The organism is Kocuria massiliensis, assembly GCF_900169715.1.
In the GTDB taxonomy this organism is placed as follows: domain Bacteria; phylum Actinomycetota; class Actinomycetes; order Actinomycetales; family Micrococcaceae; genus Rothia; species Rothia massiliensis.
This window is the reverse complement of record NZ_LT835160.1, coordinates 161,596-181,031: the sequence shown is the minus strand read 5'-3', so window position 1 is coordinate 181,031 and position 19,436 is coordinate 161,596. Positions and strand designations below refer to the sequence as shown.

Below are 19,436 nucleotides of genomic sequence, written 5' to 3'. Positions count from 1 at the left end.
CCGTCTAGGGGAAACGGAGCTTGTCTCGGCTACTGATACGCCTGAGTACAGAAACGCTATCCGGTAATCTCCGAAAGTTCGAGCCAGCGCATTTCCAACTCGTCGATCTGGTCCTGGATGTCCTGTGCCTGACGTCCAAAGGCGGCCAGACCTTCATAGTCGGATTGGTCATGGGCGGCCATCTCCTCGTGCAAGGCGCGCCGAGATTCACTCAGCCGATTCAACTTGCGATCGATGGCCTTGATTTCCTTTTGGGCCTCGCGAATCTCTGCGCCGGAATATCGCGAAGCGGGACTGTCCTGAGCGACGGCGGGTGACGGTTCTGTGGCGTTGCGGGCCCGTGCTTCCGACTCTTCCTGCAACTGGAGGTACTGATCCACACCGCCTGGAACATGCCTGAAATGGCCGTCCATCACGGCGTACTGCTGATCGGTGACGCGTTCCATGAGGTAACGGTCGTGGGAGACCACCAGGAGCGTGCCCGGCCAGGTGTCGAGGAGATCCTCCATGGCCGCGAGCATGTCGGTGTCGAGGTCATTCGACGGCTCGTCCAGAATCAAAACGTTGGGCTCATCCAACAAAATGAGGAGCAATTGCAGACGTCGTCGCTGGCCACCCGAGAGGTCTCTAACCGGCGTGGACAGCTGAGCGTTCGTGAATCCGAGGCGCTCCAACAACTGCCCCGGCGTCATCTCCTTGCCGTCGGCCATGTAGCTACTGCGCTTCCGACCGATCACGTCAGAAACGCGGTCGTTTTCGATGTCCTTCAACTCGTCCAATTGTTGGGTCAGCGTCGCAACACGCACCGTGGAGCCGGTCTTCACGCGGCCGGTGCTCGGCGTGACCTCGCCGGTGACCAGGCCCAATAACGTCGACTTTCCAGCGCCATTGACGCCGAGAATCCCCGTACGTTCCCCGGGCGCAATCCGCCACGTGACGCTCTGGAGGACCTTCTTTTCGCCGCCGTGGGGTAGCGGGTAACTCACGGACACATCCTCGAGATCCACGACGTCTTTCCCTAGCCGGGTCACGGCCATTTGAGAGAGGGCCACAGTGTCTCGGACCGGAGGAACATCGTTGATGAGTTCGTTGGCGGCGTCGATGCGGAACTTGGGTTTTGATGTGCGTGCCGGAGCGCCGCGGCGGAGCCACGCCAGCTCTTTGCGCATCAGGTTCTGCCTCTTGGCTTCGGCGGCCGCGGCCTGTCGATCACGTTCCACGCGTTGCAGGATGTACGCGGCGTAGCCTCCCTCGAAGGGTTCCACGACGCCGTCGTGAACCTCCCACGTTTGGGTGCAGATTTCGTCCAAGAACCACCGGTCGTGGGTCACCGTCAGAAGTCCGCCCTGATTCTTGGGCCATCGCTGATTGAGGTGACGAGCCAGCCAGGTAATCGCTCCGACGTCGAGGTGGTTGGTGGGCTCATCCAACATGAGCACGTCCCAATCGCCGATGAGCAACTGGGCCAAGGCGACGCGGCGTCGCTGGCCGCCGGAGAGGGAGTTGACGGGTGCGGTCCAGTCGAGGTCCTGGACCAGGCCGGAAATAATGTCGCGGATCTTAGGATCGGAGGCCCATTCGTATTCGGGAGTATCACCCACCATGGCGAAGCCCACAGTGTGATCATCGTCGAGTACATCCGACTGATCCAAGTAGCCCACTCGGACTCCGGAACGCACCGTCACGCGTCCATCATCAGGATGGATGCGTTGCGCCAGAAGGGATAGAAGCGTGGACTTACCGTCGCCGTTCCGCCCTACGATTCCAATGCGATCGCCTTCGGAGACCCCCACGGTCACGCCTTCGAAGACGGTGCGAGTGGGGAACTGAATATGAAGCGATTCGCCGCCGAGTAGATGTGCCACGTCCATAGCCTACGTGTTTGCCGTCTGCGCGCAGAACCACGCAAATGCTTTGATACGATGAGTAACCGTCCGGGGCTGATGGCCCATGTGACAATCCGCCTTGGTGTAATGGCAGCACAGCGGCCTTTGGAGCCGTTAGTCTAGGTTCGAGTCCTAGAGGCGGAGCGACATTGATGCCCTCCGCATCGACATCATCCATTTCGAGGAGTCTCACTCTCTTGACCTTCGGCACTCAGGAATCACCCTCCGCAGTTATCGTGTTGGCGGCCGGAGCTGGGACTCGCATGAAGTCCTCGCTCCCTAAGGTCATGCACCCCATCGGTGGGCGTTCGATGGTTCAGCACGCGATCGCGACGGCGCGGGAACTGTCACCCGAGCACCTCGCCGTCGTCGTGCGGCACCAGCGGGATCTCGTGGTGCAGCACGTGACGGATTTCGACGATCAGGTGCGCATCGTTGATCAAGACGAGGTTCCCGGAACCGGCCGCGCCGTTGAAGTTGCCGTAGATGCCCTGGACGCGTTGGGTGGCGGCGACATCCAGGGAACCGTGATTGTGACGTACGGTGACGTTCCCCTTCTAACTTCCGCCACGATCAGCGACCTGACGCGCTATCACCGTGAGCAAGACAACGCCGTCACGGTCCTCACGACCAACCTCGAATCTCCCGGCGGGTACGGACGAATCATCCGCAATGAAGGCGGAGAGGTCACGGCGATTGTCGAAGCTAAGGACGCAACTCCTGAGCAGCTCGCCCTGACTGAGGTCAATTCAGGTATCTACGCCTTCGACGCCGCGGTCCTTCGTGAATCTCTTCGGTCGGTGACCACAGATAATGCCCAAGCGGAGAAGTATCTGACGGACGTACTCTCCATCGCGCGAGATAACGGCCACCGCACCTCGGCTTTGACGATCGAGGATCGCTGGGAGGTCGAGGGCGCCAACGACCGTGTCCAGCTGTCTCAGTTGGGCAAGATTCTCAACGAGCGCATCACGGAACGGCACATGCGCAACGGCGTGACGATCGTTGATCCCGCCACCACCTGGATCGATACCACCGTGACGATCGAGAACGATGTCACGATCCTGCCCGGCACTCACCTGCACGGAGACACGTCGATTGGGACGGGCGCAACCGTCGGGCCAGATTCCACACTCACCGACGTCCGCATCGAACAACATGCCACCGTCACACGCGTCCACGGCTCGGACTCCGTGATCGGGGAAGGCGCGACCGTCGGGCCGTTCACTTACTTGCGACCGGGAACCGTCTTGGGCGGAAAAGGCAAGATTGGCGCCTTCTGCGAGACGAAGAACGCGGAGATTGGGCAGGGAACCAAAGTTCCGCATCTTTCTTACCTAGGCGACGTCGAGATCGGTGAGAACTCGAATATCGGTGCGGCTTCCATTTTTGTCAATTACGACGGCGTGAATAAGCACCGTAGCGTCATCGGTTCTCATGTACGCATGGGGTCCGACAACATGTACGTCGCTCCGGTCACCGTAGGCGACGGCGCCTATTCAGGCGCGGGAACGGTGATCCGCAAGGACGTCCCCGCCGGGGCGCTCGCCATTAATGAGGCTCCCCAGCGCAATATCGAAGGCTGGGTCGAAAAGAAACGATCGGGAACGGCGGCCGCTGAGGCTGCACGTCGTGTTCGTGAACGGACTGCCGACGAAAGCATCGAGGAAGGCTAACCCATGACCCAGACCATGACGAATCCGGGTGAGAAGAAGATGGTCCTGGTGACGGGACGTGCTCACCCCGAGCTGGCCGAGGCGGTGGCCGAGGAACTGGAGTGCGATCTCCTTCCCACCTCGGCATACGACTTCGCCAACGGCGAGACGTACGTGCGTTTCGAAGGTTCCGTGCGCGGAGCGGATTGCTTTGTGATGCAGTCCCATCCCATGCCTATCAACCAGTGGCTGATGGAACAGCTCATCATGATCGATGCACTCAAGCGGGCGTCCGCGCGTCGTATCACCGTCATCGCGCCGTTCTATCCCTATGCCCGGCAAGACAAAAAGCACAAGGGTCGCGAGCCGATCTCCGCACGCTTGATTGCGGACCTCTATAAGACCGCCGGTGCCGACCGCATCATGAGCGTCGACCTGCATACCTCGCAAATCCAGGGCTTCTTTGATGGCCCTGTGGATCACTTGATGGCCATCCCGCTGTTGGCCGGTTACGTGAAGTCTCGCGGTTTCGATCTCGACAATGTCACGGTTGTTTCTCCGGATACCGGACGTGTGCGTGTGGCGGAACAATGGTCCGAGTTGTTGGGCGGCGCACCACTCGCGTTCGTTCACAAGACACGCGACATTTCCGTCCCGAACCAGGCCGTCTCCAAGACGGTGGTCGGCGACATCGAGGGACGTTCCTGCGTGCTCATCGACGATATGATCGACACCGGTGGAACGATTTCCGGGGCCGTGAACGTTTTGCAAGACGCCGGCGCTAAGGACGTCATCATCGCCGCTACCCACCCCGTATTCTCGGGTCCGGCGTGCGAGCGCTTGTCCCAATCGGGGGCGTCCGAGGTCATCGTGACCAACACTCTTCCCGTTCCGGAAGAGCATCAATTCGAAAACCTGACGGTCCTCTCGATCGCTCCGCTGATTGCCCGCGCGATCAAGGAAGTATTCGAGGACGGCTCGGTGACGAGCCTCTTCGGAGGAGTTGGATAATTAGGTCGTGAGGCATCCGTCGGATGGGGGTCCGATGGATGCCTTGGCATTGTTTTAGTGGGGGTAAAACAACCATGTCACTGACAACCGCGTACGTCCGGGACGCGGCTAGACCCTCGTGGGTGAGGGCCTCGTGAACGAAGTGTCGATCATCATTCCGCATTTCGGAGACTCTCGGCCCACCCTTTCTCTGGTGGATTCCATCCTGGCGGGGGAGAGGGAGTCTACGAAGGTTGAAGTCATCGTCGTCGACGATCACTCACCGGTGCCTCTTCCGGCCTTGCCAAAGCCGTGTCGCGTCATACGCCGTCCGGAAAACGGGGGTTTCGGGGCCGCCGTTAACACTGGCTTGAAAGTTGCCTCCTGTGAGGTCGCCCTGGTTCTCAACAGCGATCTGACCATTTCGCGCGATTTTGTACGAGCCTTTGTGCATGATGCGCAACGTTTTGGACGGGCCGTAGTCTCACCTCACGTAGTTAATGGACAAGGGCGTTCCCAGTGGGCTGGCCGGCACCGTCCGACCGTGAGGAGCCAGGCCGTGGAGTGGCTGGCACTCCCGGGGCCAATCCGTCGCACGCGGTGGTGGCATGAGGCCGTAGGGCATGACACTCGGTGCACGGCGGGTGCTATCAGGCCGGTCGATTGGGTCATGGGCGCGTGTATGGCGATCCCGGTGGAGCCGGTACGGAAGATCGGCGGTTTTGATGAGCAATTCTTTATGAATTGCGAAGAAGTGGACCTGCAACGACGGCTTCACGAAATCGGGGTCCCTTCTATCTTCTTGGGCACGCACACGGTGATCCACCGTGGCGGCGGTTCGTCCGCGTCAGACTTGCGTCGCCAATGGCTCGTCGCCTCTCGGTTCCGATATTCGCGCAAGTGGGGAGGCCATCGTCAGCTACGTCTGGCCCTGACGGCGTGCACTTACCTGAACTTTCTGATTAACAACTTCGCCTTGATCTGCGGGAGAAGGGAGCGCCCGCTAGACAAGTTCAGGGAAGAACGCGCCCTGGTTTCGTCTGACGGCACGTACTCCAAGGCCATCAAGGGCGTGCTTCGTGACGAAGGAGAACACTCATGACTCCCTTAGATCACCCCAAGGACTTGGCGGCGTGGCAAACATGGCAACGGCGTCGTCACCTCCTGCGTGAAGCCAAGGCTTCCGTGATTGCCGTGGCACGGCGTCGGGCCGCCGCACCGGAATTCATGACGATGCATACCCAGGCTGAGGCCCCAGCATTACTGCTCGCCCTCGACGCGACCACCCCCACGAAAATCGCTGCCCTGATCAAGCCGCTAGAGCAGCTGGTGGGCAGGGTCCCCGTGGGTGTCTTGGCGCCGGCTGAGGTCACGGAGCACCTGCCGGGCGGGGGTTGGACGGCTCGGCGGCTTCCGCGAACGGCTGAAGCCCTACGCGAGCAGGCGCAATCGGGCGGCACGTTGTCCGATGTATCCGGTGTCATGAGCACAGGACATTACCTACCGGTCGGAGGCGTCTTGAATGCATGGGCGCAAGATCGCGGCCTCGCCATTTGGGTTGTCCAACATGGCCTCCTCACACCCAAGGCTCCGCCGCTTCCCTCGGACGCGCGAGTTCTCGCATTTTCAGAAGCGGACGGTGGCTTCTGGGCCAGCGGGCGGGACGACGTCGAAGTGCACGCGGTCGGCTCTCAGCTCTTGTACGAATCGGCCCAACGTGCGCCGGTTACGAGCAGTAGGGGCGAGGCTCCGGTGTTCCTGGGGCAACTTCACGGGGTGGAGCTTGATCGGATGTCCCTCATTCAATCGACCTACCGTTTTTGCCGGGACGCGGGGGCGATCTACCGGCCGCATCCCGGGGAAAGGGACATTGCCTCTCGGACCGTTCACCAATGGTGGGAACGCGCGGGCATTCCCTTCGATCGGTCGGGACGAGCCTTGACGGATCTTCGCGCGCCGGTGGTGTCCACCTTCTCAACCGGCGTTCTCGAGGCTGCGGCTCGCGGCCTCGACGCCTGGGTGTACCACCGTCGTCCGCCGGCATGGCTAAACGAGTTCTGGCAACGTTACGACATGAGACCGTGGGGTGAAGAGCCGACTCCGCCTCCGGCTCAACCGGTCGAGGCACCGGCCCGACGTATCACGGACATCGTCTGCCAATCGAATTGAGAAGTGATGGACTCCACGAAGAACATCCTGTGTGTTATCCCCGTGAGGGGCGGCTCCAAAGGCATACCTCGCAAGAATCTGCTGCCGATTGCGGGCCGGCCACTGGTGGAATGGACCGTGATGCAGGCGCTTCAAGCGCAGCGCGATGTACACGGCGAGGTCGATTTCCGCGTCGTCGTTTCAACGGATGATCAGGAACTCGCCAAGGTCGCGAGGGAGGCCGGGGCCGAAGTTCCTTTCATGCGTCCGGCCGAACTCGCGGAAGACACCACCGCAACAGAGCCCGTCATTGAACATGCCATGGCGGAATATCGCGACCGTGGATTCGACCCCGATGCCGTGGTGTTGCTGCAAGCAACGTCGCCATTGCGATTGCCCGGCACCATTGCGCGGGCGGTCCGCGATTTCCTTGCCAGCGAGGCAGACTCGATGGTCGGCGTCATACCGCAGGGGCCTTTTATTTGGGCGGCCGGAGAAACCCCGCGAGCGGAATACGACGTGATGAATCGGCCGCGCCGTCAAGAGCTGACCCGCGAGACCTACCGCTACCGGGAAAACGGCTCCCTCTACGTCACCTCTGCCGGGATATATGACCGGCTCCATAACCGCCTCGGCGGAATGATCGAACTGTTCATCATGGATGAAATCGAGGGAGTGGATATCGATACGCCCATCGATTTCGCCGTCGCGGAAGCACAGCTTCGAGAAACCTACCCAGATCACTCCAGCGAAGGATTCAACCAGTGATTATCGAGCGCAATGTCACTCCCTATGTGGTGTTTTCGGAAGATTCGGTGCTCACCGCCCTGCAAAAGATTTCGGCCAATGGTCACCGAATCGTTTTTTGTGTGGATGCTTCGGGAATCCTCGAGGGTTCCCTGACCGACGGAGATTTCCGCCGATGGCTCCTGGCTCATCCCGACGCAGACCTCACCACGGCGTGCCTGCAGGTGGCCAATCGGCAACCGCGCACGTGTTCCCACACGAGCGAACCGGCCGAATTGAGGGGACTCTTCGGTCACGGAATCGAGCATCTACCGCTCATCGACGAGCGCGGTCATCTGATCGGGATTGCCCAAGACTCCTCAGATTCATTGAAAATCGGACGTCACACGATCAGTAAGGATCACCCGGCGTTCGTCATAGCCGAGATCGGCAATAACCACCAGGGCGATCCGGCCCTCGCCAAACGACTCGTCGATCTCGCCGTGGATTCGGGGGCCGACGCCGTAAAATTCCAGCTACGGGATATGGACGCTCTCTACCGTCAGTCCGGGGGCAAATCAGCTGGCGAGGACCTGGGCGCGCAATACACGCTGGACCTGCTGTCGAAGTTCTCCCTGTCCGTCGAGCAAATGTACGACGTCTTCGACCACTGTAAACAGCGCGATATCGATGTGCTGTGCACCCCGTGGGACGTTCCCTCTCTGGACGCGCTGGTGGAATACGGGATTCCGGGGCTTAAGGTCGCCTCGGCAGACTTGACCAACCACGAATTGCTACGCGAGATGGGCCGGCGGGGCGTGCCGCTGCTGGTTTCGACCGGAATGTCTCGGGAAGACGAAATCTTGGGTTCCGTGGAACTCTTGCGGCAGACCGGAGCGAGCTTTGCTCTCCTGCAGTGCCAATCCACCTATCCGGCGCCGTACAAGGACGTCAACCTCGCATACATGGACCGACTGGCAGAACTTGGCCAGTGCCTGGTTGGTTATTCAGGGCATGAGCGTGGCTACCATGTGGCCGTTGCCGCAGTCGCTCGCGGGGCCAAAATTATCGAAAAGCACTTCACGGTGGACAAATCCTTGGAAGGTAACGACCACCAAGTATCGCTCCTGCCCGAAGAATTCGCGGCCATGGTCCGAAACATTCGCGACGTCGAAGCCTCCATCGGCTCGGCGGGGCCCCGGGCAGTGTCCACGGGCGAGCACATGAATCGCGTGAACTTGGCGAAATCTCTGGTGGCCACGAGAGATTTGTCGGTGGGCGACGTCGTCACCGCCGAGGATGTCACGGTGAAGTCCCCGGGGCGAGGATTGCAACCGAATGCTCTGAACGCCCTGATCGGCCGCACGCTTCATCGCTCGGTCGCGCAAGGGGACTTCTTCTACGAAGGCGACCTCAAAGACGCCGCAATTCGACGCGGTGGTTTCAGCTTTGACCGGCCGTGGGGCCTGCCGGTTCGGTATCACGACTTCCGCGGGCTGATCGAGCACTCGACCCCGGACTTTTTGGAATTCCATTTTTCCTATAAGGATCTGGAGATCAACGTTGAGGACGTCTTCGACCACAAGCTCGATGTGTCTTTTACGACGCATTTGCCCGACCTATTCTCGGGGGACTTCCTCGTTGATCTCGCCTCTCCTGAGGCCGAGCATTGGGAACGCTCGATCGCCGAGGTTCAGCGCACCATCGACATCACCAGGAGCTTGACCCAGTACTTTACCGTGGACGACGACCCGATCATGGTCGTCACGATGGGTGGCTTCACTAAGGACGGCCATATTTCCGCGAGTGAGCGGGCGGTCAAGTATGAGCGCATCGCGGAAGCCTTGAAACGGCTGGATACTTCGGGAGTGCGCCTTGCCGCGCAGACCTTGCCGCCGTTCCCGTGGCTCATGGGAGGCCAACAGTTCCACAATCTCTTCTTGGATCCCCAGGACACGGCCGAATTCGCACGCGCGACCGGGACAGCCCTGTGCCTGGATATCAGCCACACCGTCTTGGCCGCGAACTTCCTGGGTCTGCCTCTCTCCGAAGCCGTGGAATTGCTCGCTCCGGAATCCATTCACTTGCACCTCGTGGACGGCACTGGAGTCGATGGTGAAGGCGTGCAGGTAGGCGAGGGCGACGTCGACTGGGCGGCACTCGGAGCACAACTCCGGCGTCTGGCACCGAAGGCCTCATTCATCCCCGAAATCTGGCAGGGACACGTCAATAACGGGGAGGGTTTCTTCACCGCATTGGAGCGTTTGGAGAAGTGGATCTGATGAGCCGTTCCCGTGCACTCTGGTTGGTGCCCGTACCGGAAATTGGAGGGGTTGCCCGGCACGTCTTGGACGTAACCGAACGAGGAATCCCGGGATGGGAAGTCGTGGTCCTGTGCCCGGCGGGAACGCTCGCGGACCGGCTACGGGAACGCGGCGTTCGTGTGCTCACAGGGCCTTTCGGAACGGGGCACGGTTACGTGAGATCGGTGAGGACGCTCCGCTCGACGATCGCGGAATTGTCCCCGGATCTCGTGCATTCCCACTTGGCTTTCGCCGACGTGGTTGCGGCGTCGGTGGTGGGTTACCTCAAGGTTCGAGCTTTTCTCGCCGGTGGATACCCCACACCGCTGCTGGCGACCACGGAACACGGCATTGCGCCGGAGGACTCGACCTATCAATCTCGGCGTTGGAGGGGCTTGATGATGCGCTTGCTTCACGGCGCCCGTTTGCGCGTGACAGACCGAAAGATCGCGGTATGCGAGTCGACTCGTCGTGTGATGATCTCCAAGTGGCGAGCAACGAGGGTCCGAGTCATTCGGAACGGAGTAGACGCCGGCCGGATTCGCCAGCAAGTGGAGGAACGCCGGACGAGCAAGCTCCCTGACCCGAGGCCTACTTTCCTCACTTTATCGAGACTTGCCGAGGAAAAGCGCCTTGACGACGTCATCCGCGCCTTTGCACTGGTTCAAAAGCAGCGACGCGACGCACGCCTAGTCATCGCCGGAGACGGGCCGCTCCGGGATTCCCTTCGCGGCCTCGTACGGGGGCTACGGTTGGAAGACTCCGTGGAATTCGCCGGGTTCATGGATCCCGTGGAAGCGATGGCGGAGGCTGATGTTTTGGTGCAAATCTCGGCCTGGGAGAACTACTCCTATACGTTGCTTGACGCCGTCGCGGCACGGGTTTCGGTGGTGGCGAATGATGTCGGAGGAAATGCCGAAATTCTGCCGCGCGAAAGGTTACTGCACGGTAAGATGAGTCTTCACGGATTGGCACGTGATATGGAGGCGGCGTTATCTGCTGGCGCCGTTGAATCGGGGGATCTCACGACCATCGATGAAATGACGGCCGCCATAGCCGACGCCTATTCGAGCGATCAGCATCGTGAACGCTGTGGGGGAAGTGGAGTATGACCGTTCGCAAGGAACTCGATCCGACGTCACGGAGCCTGTTGACGCGGGCCCGTGAGACGGTCGTGTCCGAAGCCGGATCGTTGCGCTTGCTCGAGTTCATGATCGGGTGCATGGCTGCCTTCGTGGGCACCTCGGCTCCTGGCCTGCCGGGTCAGCTCCCCATCACGTATGTAGCCGTCCTCCTTGGGGTGGGCGTGGCCTTCTTGCGCCGCCCCCGATACACGTTCTCCTCCGATGTCCGTTGGTGGCTCGTGGTGTTGTCCCTCGGACTCGGGTTCGCCGTGGTGGTTTCGATGGTGGCGGGGTACGCCACCACAGGAGAATGGACTCGACGAATATTCCGAGTGGGTAGCGTCGTGATCTTCGCGCTGGTCCTCGCCTCGGGCCGGCTCCACTTCCGGTCCGTGATTCGCGGGTTCATCGCGATGTTGGTGATCAACGTTCTGTTGTTTTATCTGGGATTGACGTCGAACACGTACGGCGGATACCTCACGGGAATTTTCGGAGACAAGAACCAGGCCGGTCTCAACTACGCGGTGGGAGCCGTGCTGGCGTTGATTGCATACGAGCATCGGCGCGTCGGGGTCGCCATTTTCGTGGGGCTGGGGGTACCCCTGTGGCTGACGGGATCTAGAACCTCGCTAGCCGCCTACGCCGTCGCGGTCTTGTGGATGCTCTTCTCTCGCAGGGTGTCGTTACCGTTTAAGGTCATTGGTGCCCTCGTGATCATGTGGCTCGTGGATAACGTCGAAAAGAACTTCGCCCGTATCGGCGTCTTTTCGGACCGGACCGGTACCGATGCTCTTCGCGACCGCATTGATGCCGCTTCCTTCGCCAAGCTTCAGGATTCGCCGTGGTACGGCCGAGGTTTGAGCCAAGCCACCGTTGTCATGGAGGAACACACCTGGTATTTCCATAACGGATATTGGCAACTCCAGATCGAGGGAGGTTTCGTCCTCCTGATCGCTGTTGTGGGATTCACGGTGTTCGTGGGAGGGCGCCTTCTACGCTCAGGAGCCACCACCACGGAACGTGTGATCGTCCAAGCGGGAGCCCTTGCCGTCCTCATCTGTGCGTGGAAGCTCGGCGACGTCTTTTTGACCACGTCCTGGGCCTTCGTGATGGCCGCCGGAATTCGTGCTGCACGCCATGAAGACGAAGCAGCGGGTACTCAAGCTCCGGGACTGTTGAACATACGCACATCGTCCGGAACAGCGACGGGCCTGGGGCGAAAGTGAAGACTTCAAGAGCATCCGCGAAAGGAACACGACGCATCTACATCGCCACCAATAACGGCGATATCTCTGGCGGCGAGAACATGATGTTCTCGATCGCGCACGCTCTGCGTGATTCGGGTCGGGAAGCGACGATCGTTGGCCCGAGCTCTCCAGGAGACACTGTGGCCCGTGCGCGGGCCGAAGGGTTCGACGTCGTCGAGCTGGCTGCGTCTAGCCGCCGGGACTACCTGCTCAAGTTGACGCTCTTTGGCCTTCGCCACCGCCGTGACTGGGTCTGGTGCAACGGGCTCGTTCCATCCTTTGCCATGAGTTTGCACCCGCGACGCATCGTCCACCTGCATCAAATCCCCGTGGGTTTCCACCGCCTGCTGGCACGAGTGGCCTCCTTCGGTGCTCGAGCGCGACTGGTTCCTTCACACTTTGCGGCGCAAGAAGTCACCGGGTTCCAGGCCTTTCCGAACTGGGTCCCACGCGTCGAGGCGACGCCGCGATCCGCGGGTCCCACGAACAATCCCACCCTCAGAATTGGGTTTATGGGCCGGATCTCGACGTTGAAAGGCGTGGTCACACTGGCCGCCGCGGTTCGACGAGTGCAAGAGAACGGGTTGGCCGTCGAGCTGCATCTCAGCGGCGGTTCGGCACACGTGAGCGACGAGGAATCACGCCGAGTGGAGCAAGCCCTGGACGACTTACCGGAGGGCACCGTGGTACGCCACGGATTCATTGCCCCGCGGGATTTCTATCCGACGATCGATGTCTTGTGCGTTCCGTCGGAGTGGGGAGAGGTCTTCGGCTTGGTGGCGGCCGAAGCCATGAGCGCTCGCATGCCCTTGGTGGTCAGCGATGACGGCGGATTACCTGACGTCGTCGGGACTCACCATGAGTGGGTCTATCCCGCCGGAGATAGTGAAGCCCTGGCGCACACCCTGGAAAATCTCCATCACGTCATGACGGAAGACCCGCTCCGCCTCTCCCATGCGACTCGCATGTCCTACGAGCGTTGGGCGGAGCGCTTATCGCCCGGGGCCGGTGCGGTCCGCACTCGAGAACTGGCGGATCGTCTGCACCTTCCCTTCACTTCTCGTGCCGAAAGGAATCGTCCGTGACCGCAGAACCAGCCGCATCCGTCGTCATCCCGACCCGCGGTGGACGCGCGCGCCTGCACTTTCCCCTCGATGCCCTGCGGAATCAAACGCGGTCGGACTTCGAAGTCATCGTGGTGATCGACGGAGACATTGACGACACCCTGACGCTGGTCCAGCAATACCAGGCGGATGGATTCGAGACGCTTCGAGTGCACCGCTTCGAGGAGAACCAGGGGCGATCTCGAGCACTCAACCAAGGAATCGAGATGGCTCGCGGTCGCGTCATCATCCGTTGCGACGACGACCTCGAACCGCGCCCCGACTTTGTGGACCGCCACATTCACGCTCATCGAGGACGAGACTTATCCGCTGTGGTGGGGCTGACCACCAATGTATTTCCGGATGGGGCCTACGCCCAGGCATACGGCCGCCCGGCCAATGATGCGTTCATCGCCGAGGCCCGTCGGAGTTCCCCCGATACGCACTGGAAATTTTGGGCGGCCAACTGTTCGGCCACTCGCGCGGCCTATCAACGTGTCGGCGGCTACGACGAGGCCTATCGTCGTTACGGCTGGGAAGACGTCGACATGGGCTACCGGTTAGCGGCCTCCGGAATGTCGGTTCGCATCGACCCGTCGCTGACGGCAAAACACCACGGACCCGCCCTCACCGCTGAGGGGCGCACTCTGCGATCCCTTCACTCCGGTGCCGCACGCGAAATCTTCGTGCTCACCCACGGCGGCGAAGCCCTCGGCCCGCCCCATAAGCCCGGAGGGCCCTGGGGCTGGGCGGTCCGTTCGCTGGCCACCGTCATGACCGAACCCGTTGCCCGAGCCGTATCTTGCGCCGTCGATCGGTTACTTCCGGTGCTTCCCGCAACGATGGGCCGCAAGCTCGTAGCGCTGTGCGTCGAAGCCGCAGGACTCTCCGGAATCCGCCACCCGGCCCGAGCCCGCACGACCTTCTGAGGAGCCAGCCATGTACGTGACCCTGACCAGGCTCGGACGGGCGTTGCGACGTCATTCGTCGCCCCGGCCGCATGTGCCGATCGCGATTGCCCACGACTACCTGACGCAGCGCGGCGGTGCCGAACGAGTCGTGCTCGCTTTGCACCGTGCCTTCCCCGAAGCCCCCATTTATACGACCTTGTATGACCCAGAGACGACGTTCCCGGAATTCCGTGACGCTCACATCATCACGTCTCCTCTCAATAAGGTTGCCTTCTTGCGACGCCGGCATCGCTTGGCCCTGCCGCTGCTGCCCTTGGCCGCCGGACTCCTTCGGGTCCCGGCACCATTGACCATCGTTTCCAGCACGGGGTGGGCCCACGGATTTCAGGCCACGGGCCGCAGCGTGGTCTACTGCCACAGCCCGGCACGGTGGCTGTACCTCAGCGACCAGTACCTTGGCGACAAGGCCGAAGGCGGGCTGACGGCGAAGGTACTCGCGGCGCTGCGGCCCAGCCTCACGCGTTGGGACCGCTGGTCCGCGCGTCAACGCCATCAGCCGTACATTGCCAATTCGACGGTCGTTCAGCGCCGCATCGCCTCCGTGTATGGATTCGAGGCTCCCACGATCTTCCCGCCACACAGCGTGGACCGCGACGCCGACCAAGAGCGAATTCCAGGGGTTGAGTGGGAGAACGGAGACTTCTTTCTCATCGTCTCTCGGTTGCTTCCCTATAAGAACATTCAGCACGCCATCGACGCCGTGAGTGGGACGTCTCACCGTCTCCTCGTGATCGGGGCGGGGCCGATGGAAAAGGAGCTGAGGCAGAACCTTCCCGACAACGTGCGGCTAGTCGGCGGGTTGGCTGAATCCCAGATGCGATGGGCCTACGCACATTGTGCGGCCGTTCTCGCGGTTTCCTACGAAGATTTCGGCATTACCCCGTTGGAGGGCGCGGCCTTTGGCAAGCCGACCATCGCGCTGCATGCCGGAGGATTCTTGGACACCATTCGCCCGGGGGAAACCGGGGTGTACATCGAGAAGCCCTGGCCCGCGGACATCCGGGAAGCCCTAGAGTCCTTTGACGGGGGCCAGTTTGATCCCCAGGCGATCCGTGACCACGCGGAAACTTTTGGCTACGCCCGTTTTGAACGCGAGATCAAGGCCTACCTCGACGAGCATGTGAGCTAGTCCGCTGCGCAATCTCCAGCGGGGTCCTCGACGAGCAGACCGTGGTCCAGCAAGTGCTGATACGTCTGGCTCGCCTGGGCGCGCACCGTCTGGGGATCTTCCGAGAACATCTCGGCAAGAACCGTCACGGACTCCTCGAAGTCCATTCCTGCGGCCCAGCACTCCCACAGGTAGATGGCCGAGCCCTTGAGCTCTAAGGGCATCTGGGAGGGGACCTTCGCGACGAGGCAATAGTCCCTGGCCTCGGAGCTGGAGCGGACCCAAGCGACGTCGTCGGCAATTCGCATGAACTTTTATCCCCTTCGAGACGTCGGCATGATGCGCTGTAGGGCGCCCCGGGTGACATCGCGGGTCCCCAGACCGAGCCGGACAAACCATTGTTTGGTGATTTCTCCACGAGTGGGAGCGTGCCCCAACTTCATGGCCAGATGATCCGTGTTGACCAGGAAAGCGCGGCCGAGAGTGGTTGCTTTGCCTCGGAGAGTTCTTTCGGCGGCCAGGCGAGCTCGCCATTCGGTGAGGCGCGATCCGCCGTCCATCATGTACTTCCACAGGAGGTAGTCGGGGTGGCCACGGTATTCATCAAGTGTGCCGCGCCAGGCGGCGAATCCGACCTCGGCGCGAAGCTCCTTGGCTCGTTGGGAGAGCCGTTCGAAGTCTTTTTCGGAGAGGATCTTGTGGAGATGCGCCGAATCGTGGTTTCCGCGGGAGCCATCGCGGACCGTGTGCAATAGGACGAAAAGTACCTGATCGAGGTGGCTCAAGACGGTACACGGGAAATGGGCGATCTGAGCCGTTTGGCGATCTTCCCAGAGCCGTTCAAAGGCGGTATCTGGGTCCTCTTGCAATCCCGGGAAGAGACGATGCACGTCTACCGGACCCCACCAGTCGTGTCGGTACGTGGCGGCATGATGAAATGCGGACCCAGATTCGAAGCTGGCCACTTCTTCCCAGCCTCTGTTTCTGATGGCCTCGACGAAACGTGCCACGTGTCTGGGGCGAACTAGGACGTCGGCGTCGCTGCTGGTGCGCAGCGGCGGGTACAAACCATCTTCGGTGGCATACCCCTTGATGTGGATCAGGTCCACTTCGGCCTGATCGGCGAGAGATTGCAGGGCGGCATGGCCCAGCTTGATCCGATCGCCCACCTCGTATGCGTCCACGGAATCCTCCTCACCGATGCCCAGGTGGCCTTGCGGAGAAGGATTGCCGCCCCCGATGTTCGGTGGCGGCAATCCTTAGATGACTATTTTTTGGTACCCGCCGACTCGGAGCCCTGGCCCGAGCGGCCGTAGTACGACTTGTACTCCGAACGGTAGCCGCCGTAGCCGAAGCCGTAATACTGCGAGCCGATGCCCTTGGCCGGGGCCATGTTCATGACGGCGCCCAAGACGTTGCCCTGGACCTTGTCGATCATGGCCTTCGCGCCTTCTGCCTGGTCCCTCCGGGTGGACCCCACCTTGGTAACCAAGATGGCACCGTCAACACTCGTGGAGAGCAAAGACCCATCGGTCACGGGCAACAACGGCGGGGCGTCGATGAGCACCAGGTACTCCCGAGCGAGTTCTTCGATGAGCTTGCGCATCTTGGCAGAGCCGAGCAACTCGGAGGGATTCGGTGGGATGCGTCCGGCGGGCACGACGTAAAGCTCGCTCTCGTGGAACCGCTGGATGGCCTCCTCGATGCCGACCTGGCCTGAGAGAACCTGCGAGAGACCGACGCCGCTATCGATACCGAAAATCTTGGCGATCGTCGGGCGGCGCAGATCGGCATCGATCAGGACCGTGGGCTGGCCGGCCTTGGCAAAGGCGTGCGCCAAGGATGACGTGACCGTTGACTTGCCTTCACCAGGGTTGGGGCTAGTCACGATGATCGAACGCGGCGGCTGGTCGACACTAACGAAGCGCAGATTCGTGCGCAGCTGACGGAGAGATTCCGCGGATTGATGGTCAGCGGCGTCTTCCAAGAAGCTGTTCTGATCGAGGGCATTGGTCTTGGGCAAAACTCCAAGGACTCCAAGGCCGGTGGATTCTTCCATGTCCTTCGTGGTGCGGACTCGCACATCCATGAAACGACGGATGAAGACGACCAAATAGACAATGATCAGGCCGGCCGCGGCGCCAAATAAGACGTATTTCTTGACGTTCGGACCCACGGGGGAACCGGGCTTTTGGGCATCATCCAGCGGGATCACTCGAACAGACCGTGAACCATCGATCTCGTTGACGGTGTCGGCGGTTGCCTTGAGTGAGGCATTCGCCAATGCCACGGCGTCCTCAGGGGAACTGGCGGTCGCTCGAACTCGGATCAGCGTCGAACCGTCCTCCACGGAAGGCTCGAGGTGAGAGGGGATCGCGGCAGCATCGAGGCTCGTTTTCGACGAGGAAGCGATTTTTTGTGCCACGGGAGCGCTGGTGATCAGCGGAAGATAAGCCTTGGCCTTGGACTGGGCGGCGGCGTCGCCAGAAAGAATTTCCCCGGCACTGCCGGTGGTGGGATCTTCGGACTTGCCCAGGGTGACATACCCCGAGGAGGTCGCGGCGTAGGTCTTGGGCTGGATCAGGGTTGTCCCGTACCCGACCAGCGCGCCAACTAAGATTCCAACCACGAGCAAAATTATGTTTGCCCTAGTAAGCCTAATAAAATCCAGTAATGTCATTGAGTTCCTCGAGGGTAGCCCCATCTGCCCTGTCAGGGATTATTGTGCGGCGGTTCTGCTACAAACGTGATGAGGCCGTCGAGAAAGACGATCTCAGCTCGTTCACGGACAAAGTTCAATCTAACATCATCGAAGGAATTCCCGTGCCCTCAAACTTGTTCTTCGGGGAAGCTCCGAGGGATCTTCGCCACACCCGTCGGCTCGCTAGGTTGCGGCGAGTCGTCGGTGGGGTGCTGGCCGTCCTGCTCGCGATTGCCGCCGCGTGCTTCCTTTGGCCTAACGGCGGGCAAATCCGCAACATCTTGATTCAGATCTGGCTCATGGCGACGCCCACGCCGTGGCTTCGAAGTCATATTTCTCCCGAAGATGTGGAGCAGACCATGAATGCCTTGGTCTTCGTTCCCTTGGCAGCATGCTTCGTACTCGTCGCCCCGAGGCTCCGGATTTGGGTGTGGTGGGTACTCTCGGCGCTGGGAGCCATGTCCATCGAGCTCACTCAGTTGCTTTTCTTGAGCGCACGAAAATTCGATATAACCGACGCCGTCTTTAACACCATCGGAGGAATTGTAGGATCGCTATTGGGCGCCGCAATTCTCCGTTTTTTGTGCCGTAGATGGTCGAAAAATAGTTAGTTATCTAATAGATCCAAGAGATACTTTCCGTATCCGCTCTTGAGAAGTGTTTGTGCACTCTTGCGCAATCCGTCGTCATCGAGGAATCCCATTCTCCAGGCAATTTCTTCGGGGCAGCCGATGGAAAGTCCCTGGCGGGCCTGGACGGTGCGGACATATGCCGCGGCGTCGGCCAGGGAGTCGAAGGTTCCGGTGTCCAGCCAGGCGGTTCCCCGGGGCAGGATTTCGACCTGAAGCTCCCCGGACTCGAGATACCGATTATTGAGGTCGGTAATCTCGAGTTCTCCACGAGCCGATGGAGTCAATTCCCGTGACATCTGGACGACACGATTGTCGTAGAAGTACAACCCGGGAATCGCATAGTTACTCCTGGGTAGTTTGGGCTTCTCTTCAATGGATACAGCGCGGCACTGTTCATCGAATTCGACGACCCCGTAGGCCGTAGGGTCCGCGACCCTGTAGCCAAAGACCGTCGCACCCTTAACATCTGAGTATTTACGCAATTGAGTTCCAAGCCCCGGGCCGTAGAAGATGTTGTCTCCGAGAATGAGGGCTACGGAATCATCACCGATATGTTCCTCGCCGATGATGAATGCTTGGGCCAGCCCATCGGGAGAGTCCTGCACTGCGTAACTGAGGTGGATGCCGAATCGGCTGCCGTCTCCCAAGAGGCGACGGAACTGCGCGGCGTCGTCGGGGGTGGTGATGATCAGGATGTCGTCGAGGCCCGCGAGAAGGAGCGTTGACAGCGGGTAGTAGATCATCGGCTTGTCGTATACCGGTGTGAGTTGTTTGCTGATGCCCAGCGTGATCGGGTGCAGTCGGCTTCCCGTGCCCCCAGCCAGAATGATGCCCTTCAACGG

17 protein-coding genes and 1 tRNA gene are annotated in these 19,436 nt (G+C 60.8%); 13 read left to right on the top strand and 5 right to left on the bottom strand.

Features of this window, described 5'->3' with window-relative positions; genetic code table 11:
• Window positions 1-56: 56 nt before the first annotated feature.
• Window positions 57-1,871, bottom strand: coding sequence for an ABC-F family ATP-binding cassette domain-containing protein (locus B9Y51_RS02335; RefSeq protein ID WP_245826029.1), 1,815 nt, complete (start codon window positions 1,869-1,871; stop codon window positions 57-59).
• Between the two features lie 88 nt (window positions 1,872-1,959).
• On the opposite strand from B9Y51_RS02335, the gene B9Y51_RS02330 reads away from it, so the two are divergent.
• From B9Y51_RS02330 to B9Y51_RS02275, 12 genes are all read left to right on the top strand, one after another.
• A tRNA-Gln gene (locus B9Y51_RS02330) sits at window positions 1,960-2,030 on the top strand.
• A gap of 8 nt (window positions 2,031-2,038) precedes the next feature.
• Entirely contained in the window at window positions 2,039-3,562 is a 1,524-nt protein-coding gene (gene glmU, locus B9Y51_RS02325; RefSeq protein WP_085528655.1) for a bifunctional UDP-N-acetylglucosamine diphosphorylase/glucosamine-1-phosphate N-acetyltransferase GlmU, read from the top strand.
• 3 nt (window positions 3,563-3,565) lie between these two features.
• Entirely contained in the window at window positions 3,566-4,552 is a 987-nt protein-coding gene (locus tag B9Y51_RS02320; RefSeq protein WP_085528654.1) for a ribose-phosphate diphosphokinase, read from the top strand.
• Between the two features lie 118 nt (window positions 4,553-4,670).
• Complete coding sequence (locus B9Y51_RS11505; RefSeq protein ID WP_085528653.1) at window positions 4,671-5,633, top strand: glycosyltransferase; 963 nt, start codon at window positions 4,671-4,673, stop codon at window positions 5,631-5,633.
• A complete protein-coding gene (locus B9Y51_RS02310) occupies window positions 5,630-6,700 on the top strand; it encodes a hypothetical protein (protein WP_085528652.1) in 1,071 nt (356 codons plus the stop codon). Before B9Y51_RS11505 ends, B9Y51_RS02310 begins: the two co-directional genes overlap by 4 nt.
• 6 nt (window positions 6,701-6,706) lie before the next feature.
• Entirely contained in the window at window positions 6,707-7,447 is a 741-nt protein-coding gene (locus B9Y51_RS02305; RefSeq protein ID WP_085528651.1) for an acylneuraminate cytidylyltransferase family protein, read from the top strand.
• Entirely contained in the window at window positions 7,444-9,687 is a 2,244-nt protein-coding gene (locus tag B9Y51_RS02300) for an N-acetylneuraminate synthase family protein (protein WP_085528650.1), read from the top strand. Before B9Y51_RS02305 ends, B9Y51_RS02300 begins: the two co-directional genes overlap by 4 nt.
• Window positions 9,687-10,820, top strand: a complete 1,134-nt coding sequence (locus B9Y51_RS02295; protein ID WP_085528649.1) for a glycosyltransferase family 4 protein — start codon at window positions 9,687-9,689, stop codon at window positions 10,818-10,820. Before B9Y51_RS02300 ends, B9Y51_RS02295 begins: the two co-directional genes overlap by 1 nt.
• A complete protein-coding gene (locus B9Y51_RS02290) occupies window positions 10,817-12,058 on the top strand; it encodes an O-antigen ligase family protein (protein ID WP_085528648.1) in 1,242 nt (413 codons plus the stop codon). Before B9Y51_RS02295 ends, B9Y51_RS02290 begins: the two co-directional genes overlap by 4 nt.
• Window positions 12,055-13,164 (top strand): glycosyltransferase family 4 protein, encoded by a 1,110-nt coding sequence (locus B9Y51_RS02285; protein WP_085528647.1) that lies wholly within the window; start codon window positions 12,055-12,057, stop codon window positions 13,162-13,164. Before B9Y51_RS02290 ends, B9Y51_RS02285 begins: the two co-directional genes overlap by 4 nt.
• Complete coding sequence (locus B9Y51_RS02280; protein ID WP_158088236.1) at window positions 13,161-14,111, top strand: glycosyltransferase family 2 protein; 951 nt, start codon at window positions 13,161-13,163, stop codon at window positions 14,109-14,111. Before B9Y51_RS02285 ends, B9Y51_RS02280 begins: the two co-directional genes overlap by 4 nt.
• Window positions 14,112-14,121: 10 nt before the next feature.
• Window positions 14,122-15,282: a glycosyltransferase gene (locus tag B9Y51_RS02275; protein ID WP_085528645.1), complete on the top strand. Its 1,161-nt coding sequence runs from the start codon at window positions 14,122-14,124 to the stop codon at window positions 15,280-15,282.
• Here B9Y51_RS02275 and B9Y51_RS02270 read toward each other — a convergent pair.
• From B9Y51_RS02270 to B9Y51_RS02260, 3 genes are all read right to left on the bottom strand, one after another.
• A complete protein-coding gene (locus B9Y51_RS02270) occupies window positions 15,279-15,569 on the bottom strand; it encodes a hypothetical protein (protein ID WP_048679492.1) in 291 nt (96 codons plus the stop codon). The genes B9Y51_RS02275 and B9Y51_RS02270 overlap by 4 nt on opposite strands.
• Window positions 15,570-15,575: 6 nt before the next feature.
• Entirely contained in the window at window positions 15,576-16,445 is an 870-nt protein-coding gene (locus B9Y51_RS02265; protein ID WP_158088235.1) for a nucleotidyltransferase family protein, read from the bottom strand.
• Between the two features lie 83 nt (window positions 16,446-16,528).
• Window positions 16,529-17,890: a tyrosine-protein kinase domain-containing protein gene (locus B9Y51_RS02260; RefSeq protein ID WP_238651140.1), complete on the bottom strand. Its 1,362-nt coding sequence runs from the start codon at window positions 17,888-17,890 to the stop codon at window positions 16,529-16,531.
• 194 nt (window positions 17,891-18,084) lie between these two features.
• On the opposite strand from B9Y51_RS02260, the gene B9Y51_RS02255 reads away from it, so the two are divergent.
• Window positions 18,085-18,573, top strand: coding sequence for a VanZ family protein (locus tag B9Y51_RS02255; protein ID WP_158088234.1), 489 nt, complete (start codon window positions 18,085-18,087; stop codon window positions 18,571-18,573).
• On the opposite strand, the gene rfbA is transcribed toward B9Y51_RS02255, so the two are convergent.
• Window positions 18,570-19,433 carry a glucose-1-phosphate thymidylyltransferase RfbA gene (rfbA, locus tag B9Y51_RS02250; RefSeq protein ID WP_048680018.1) on the bottom strand — a complete coding sequence of 288 codons (864 nt, stop codon included), beginning with the start codon at window positions 19,431-19,433 and terminating at the stop codon, window positions 18,570-18,572. The two genes, B9Y51_RS02255 and rfbA, sit on opposite strands and share 4 nt — an antisense overlap.
• Between the last annotated feature and the right edge of the window lie 3 nt (window positions 19,434-19,436).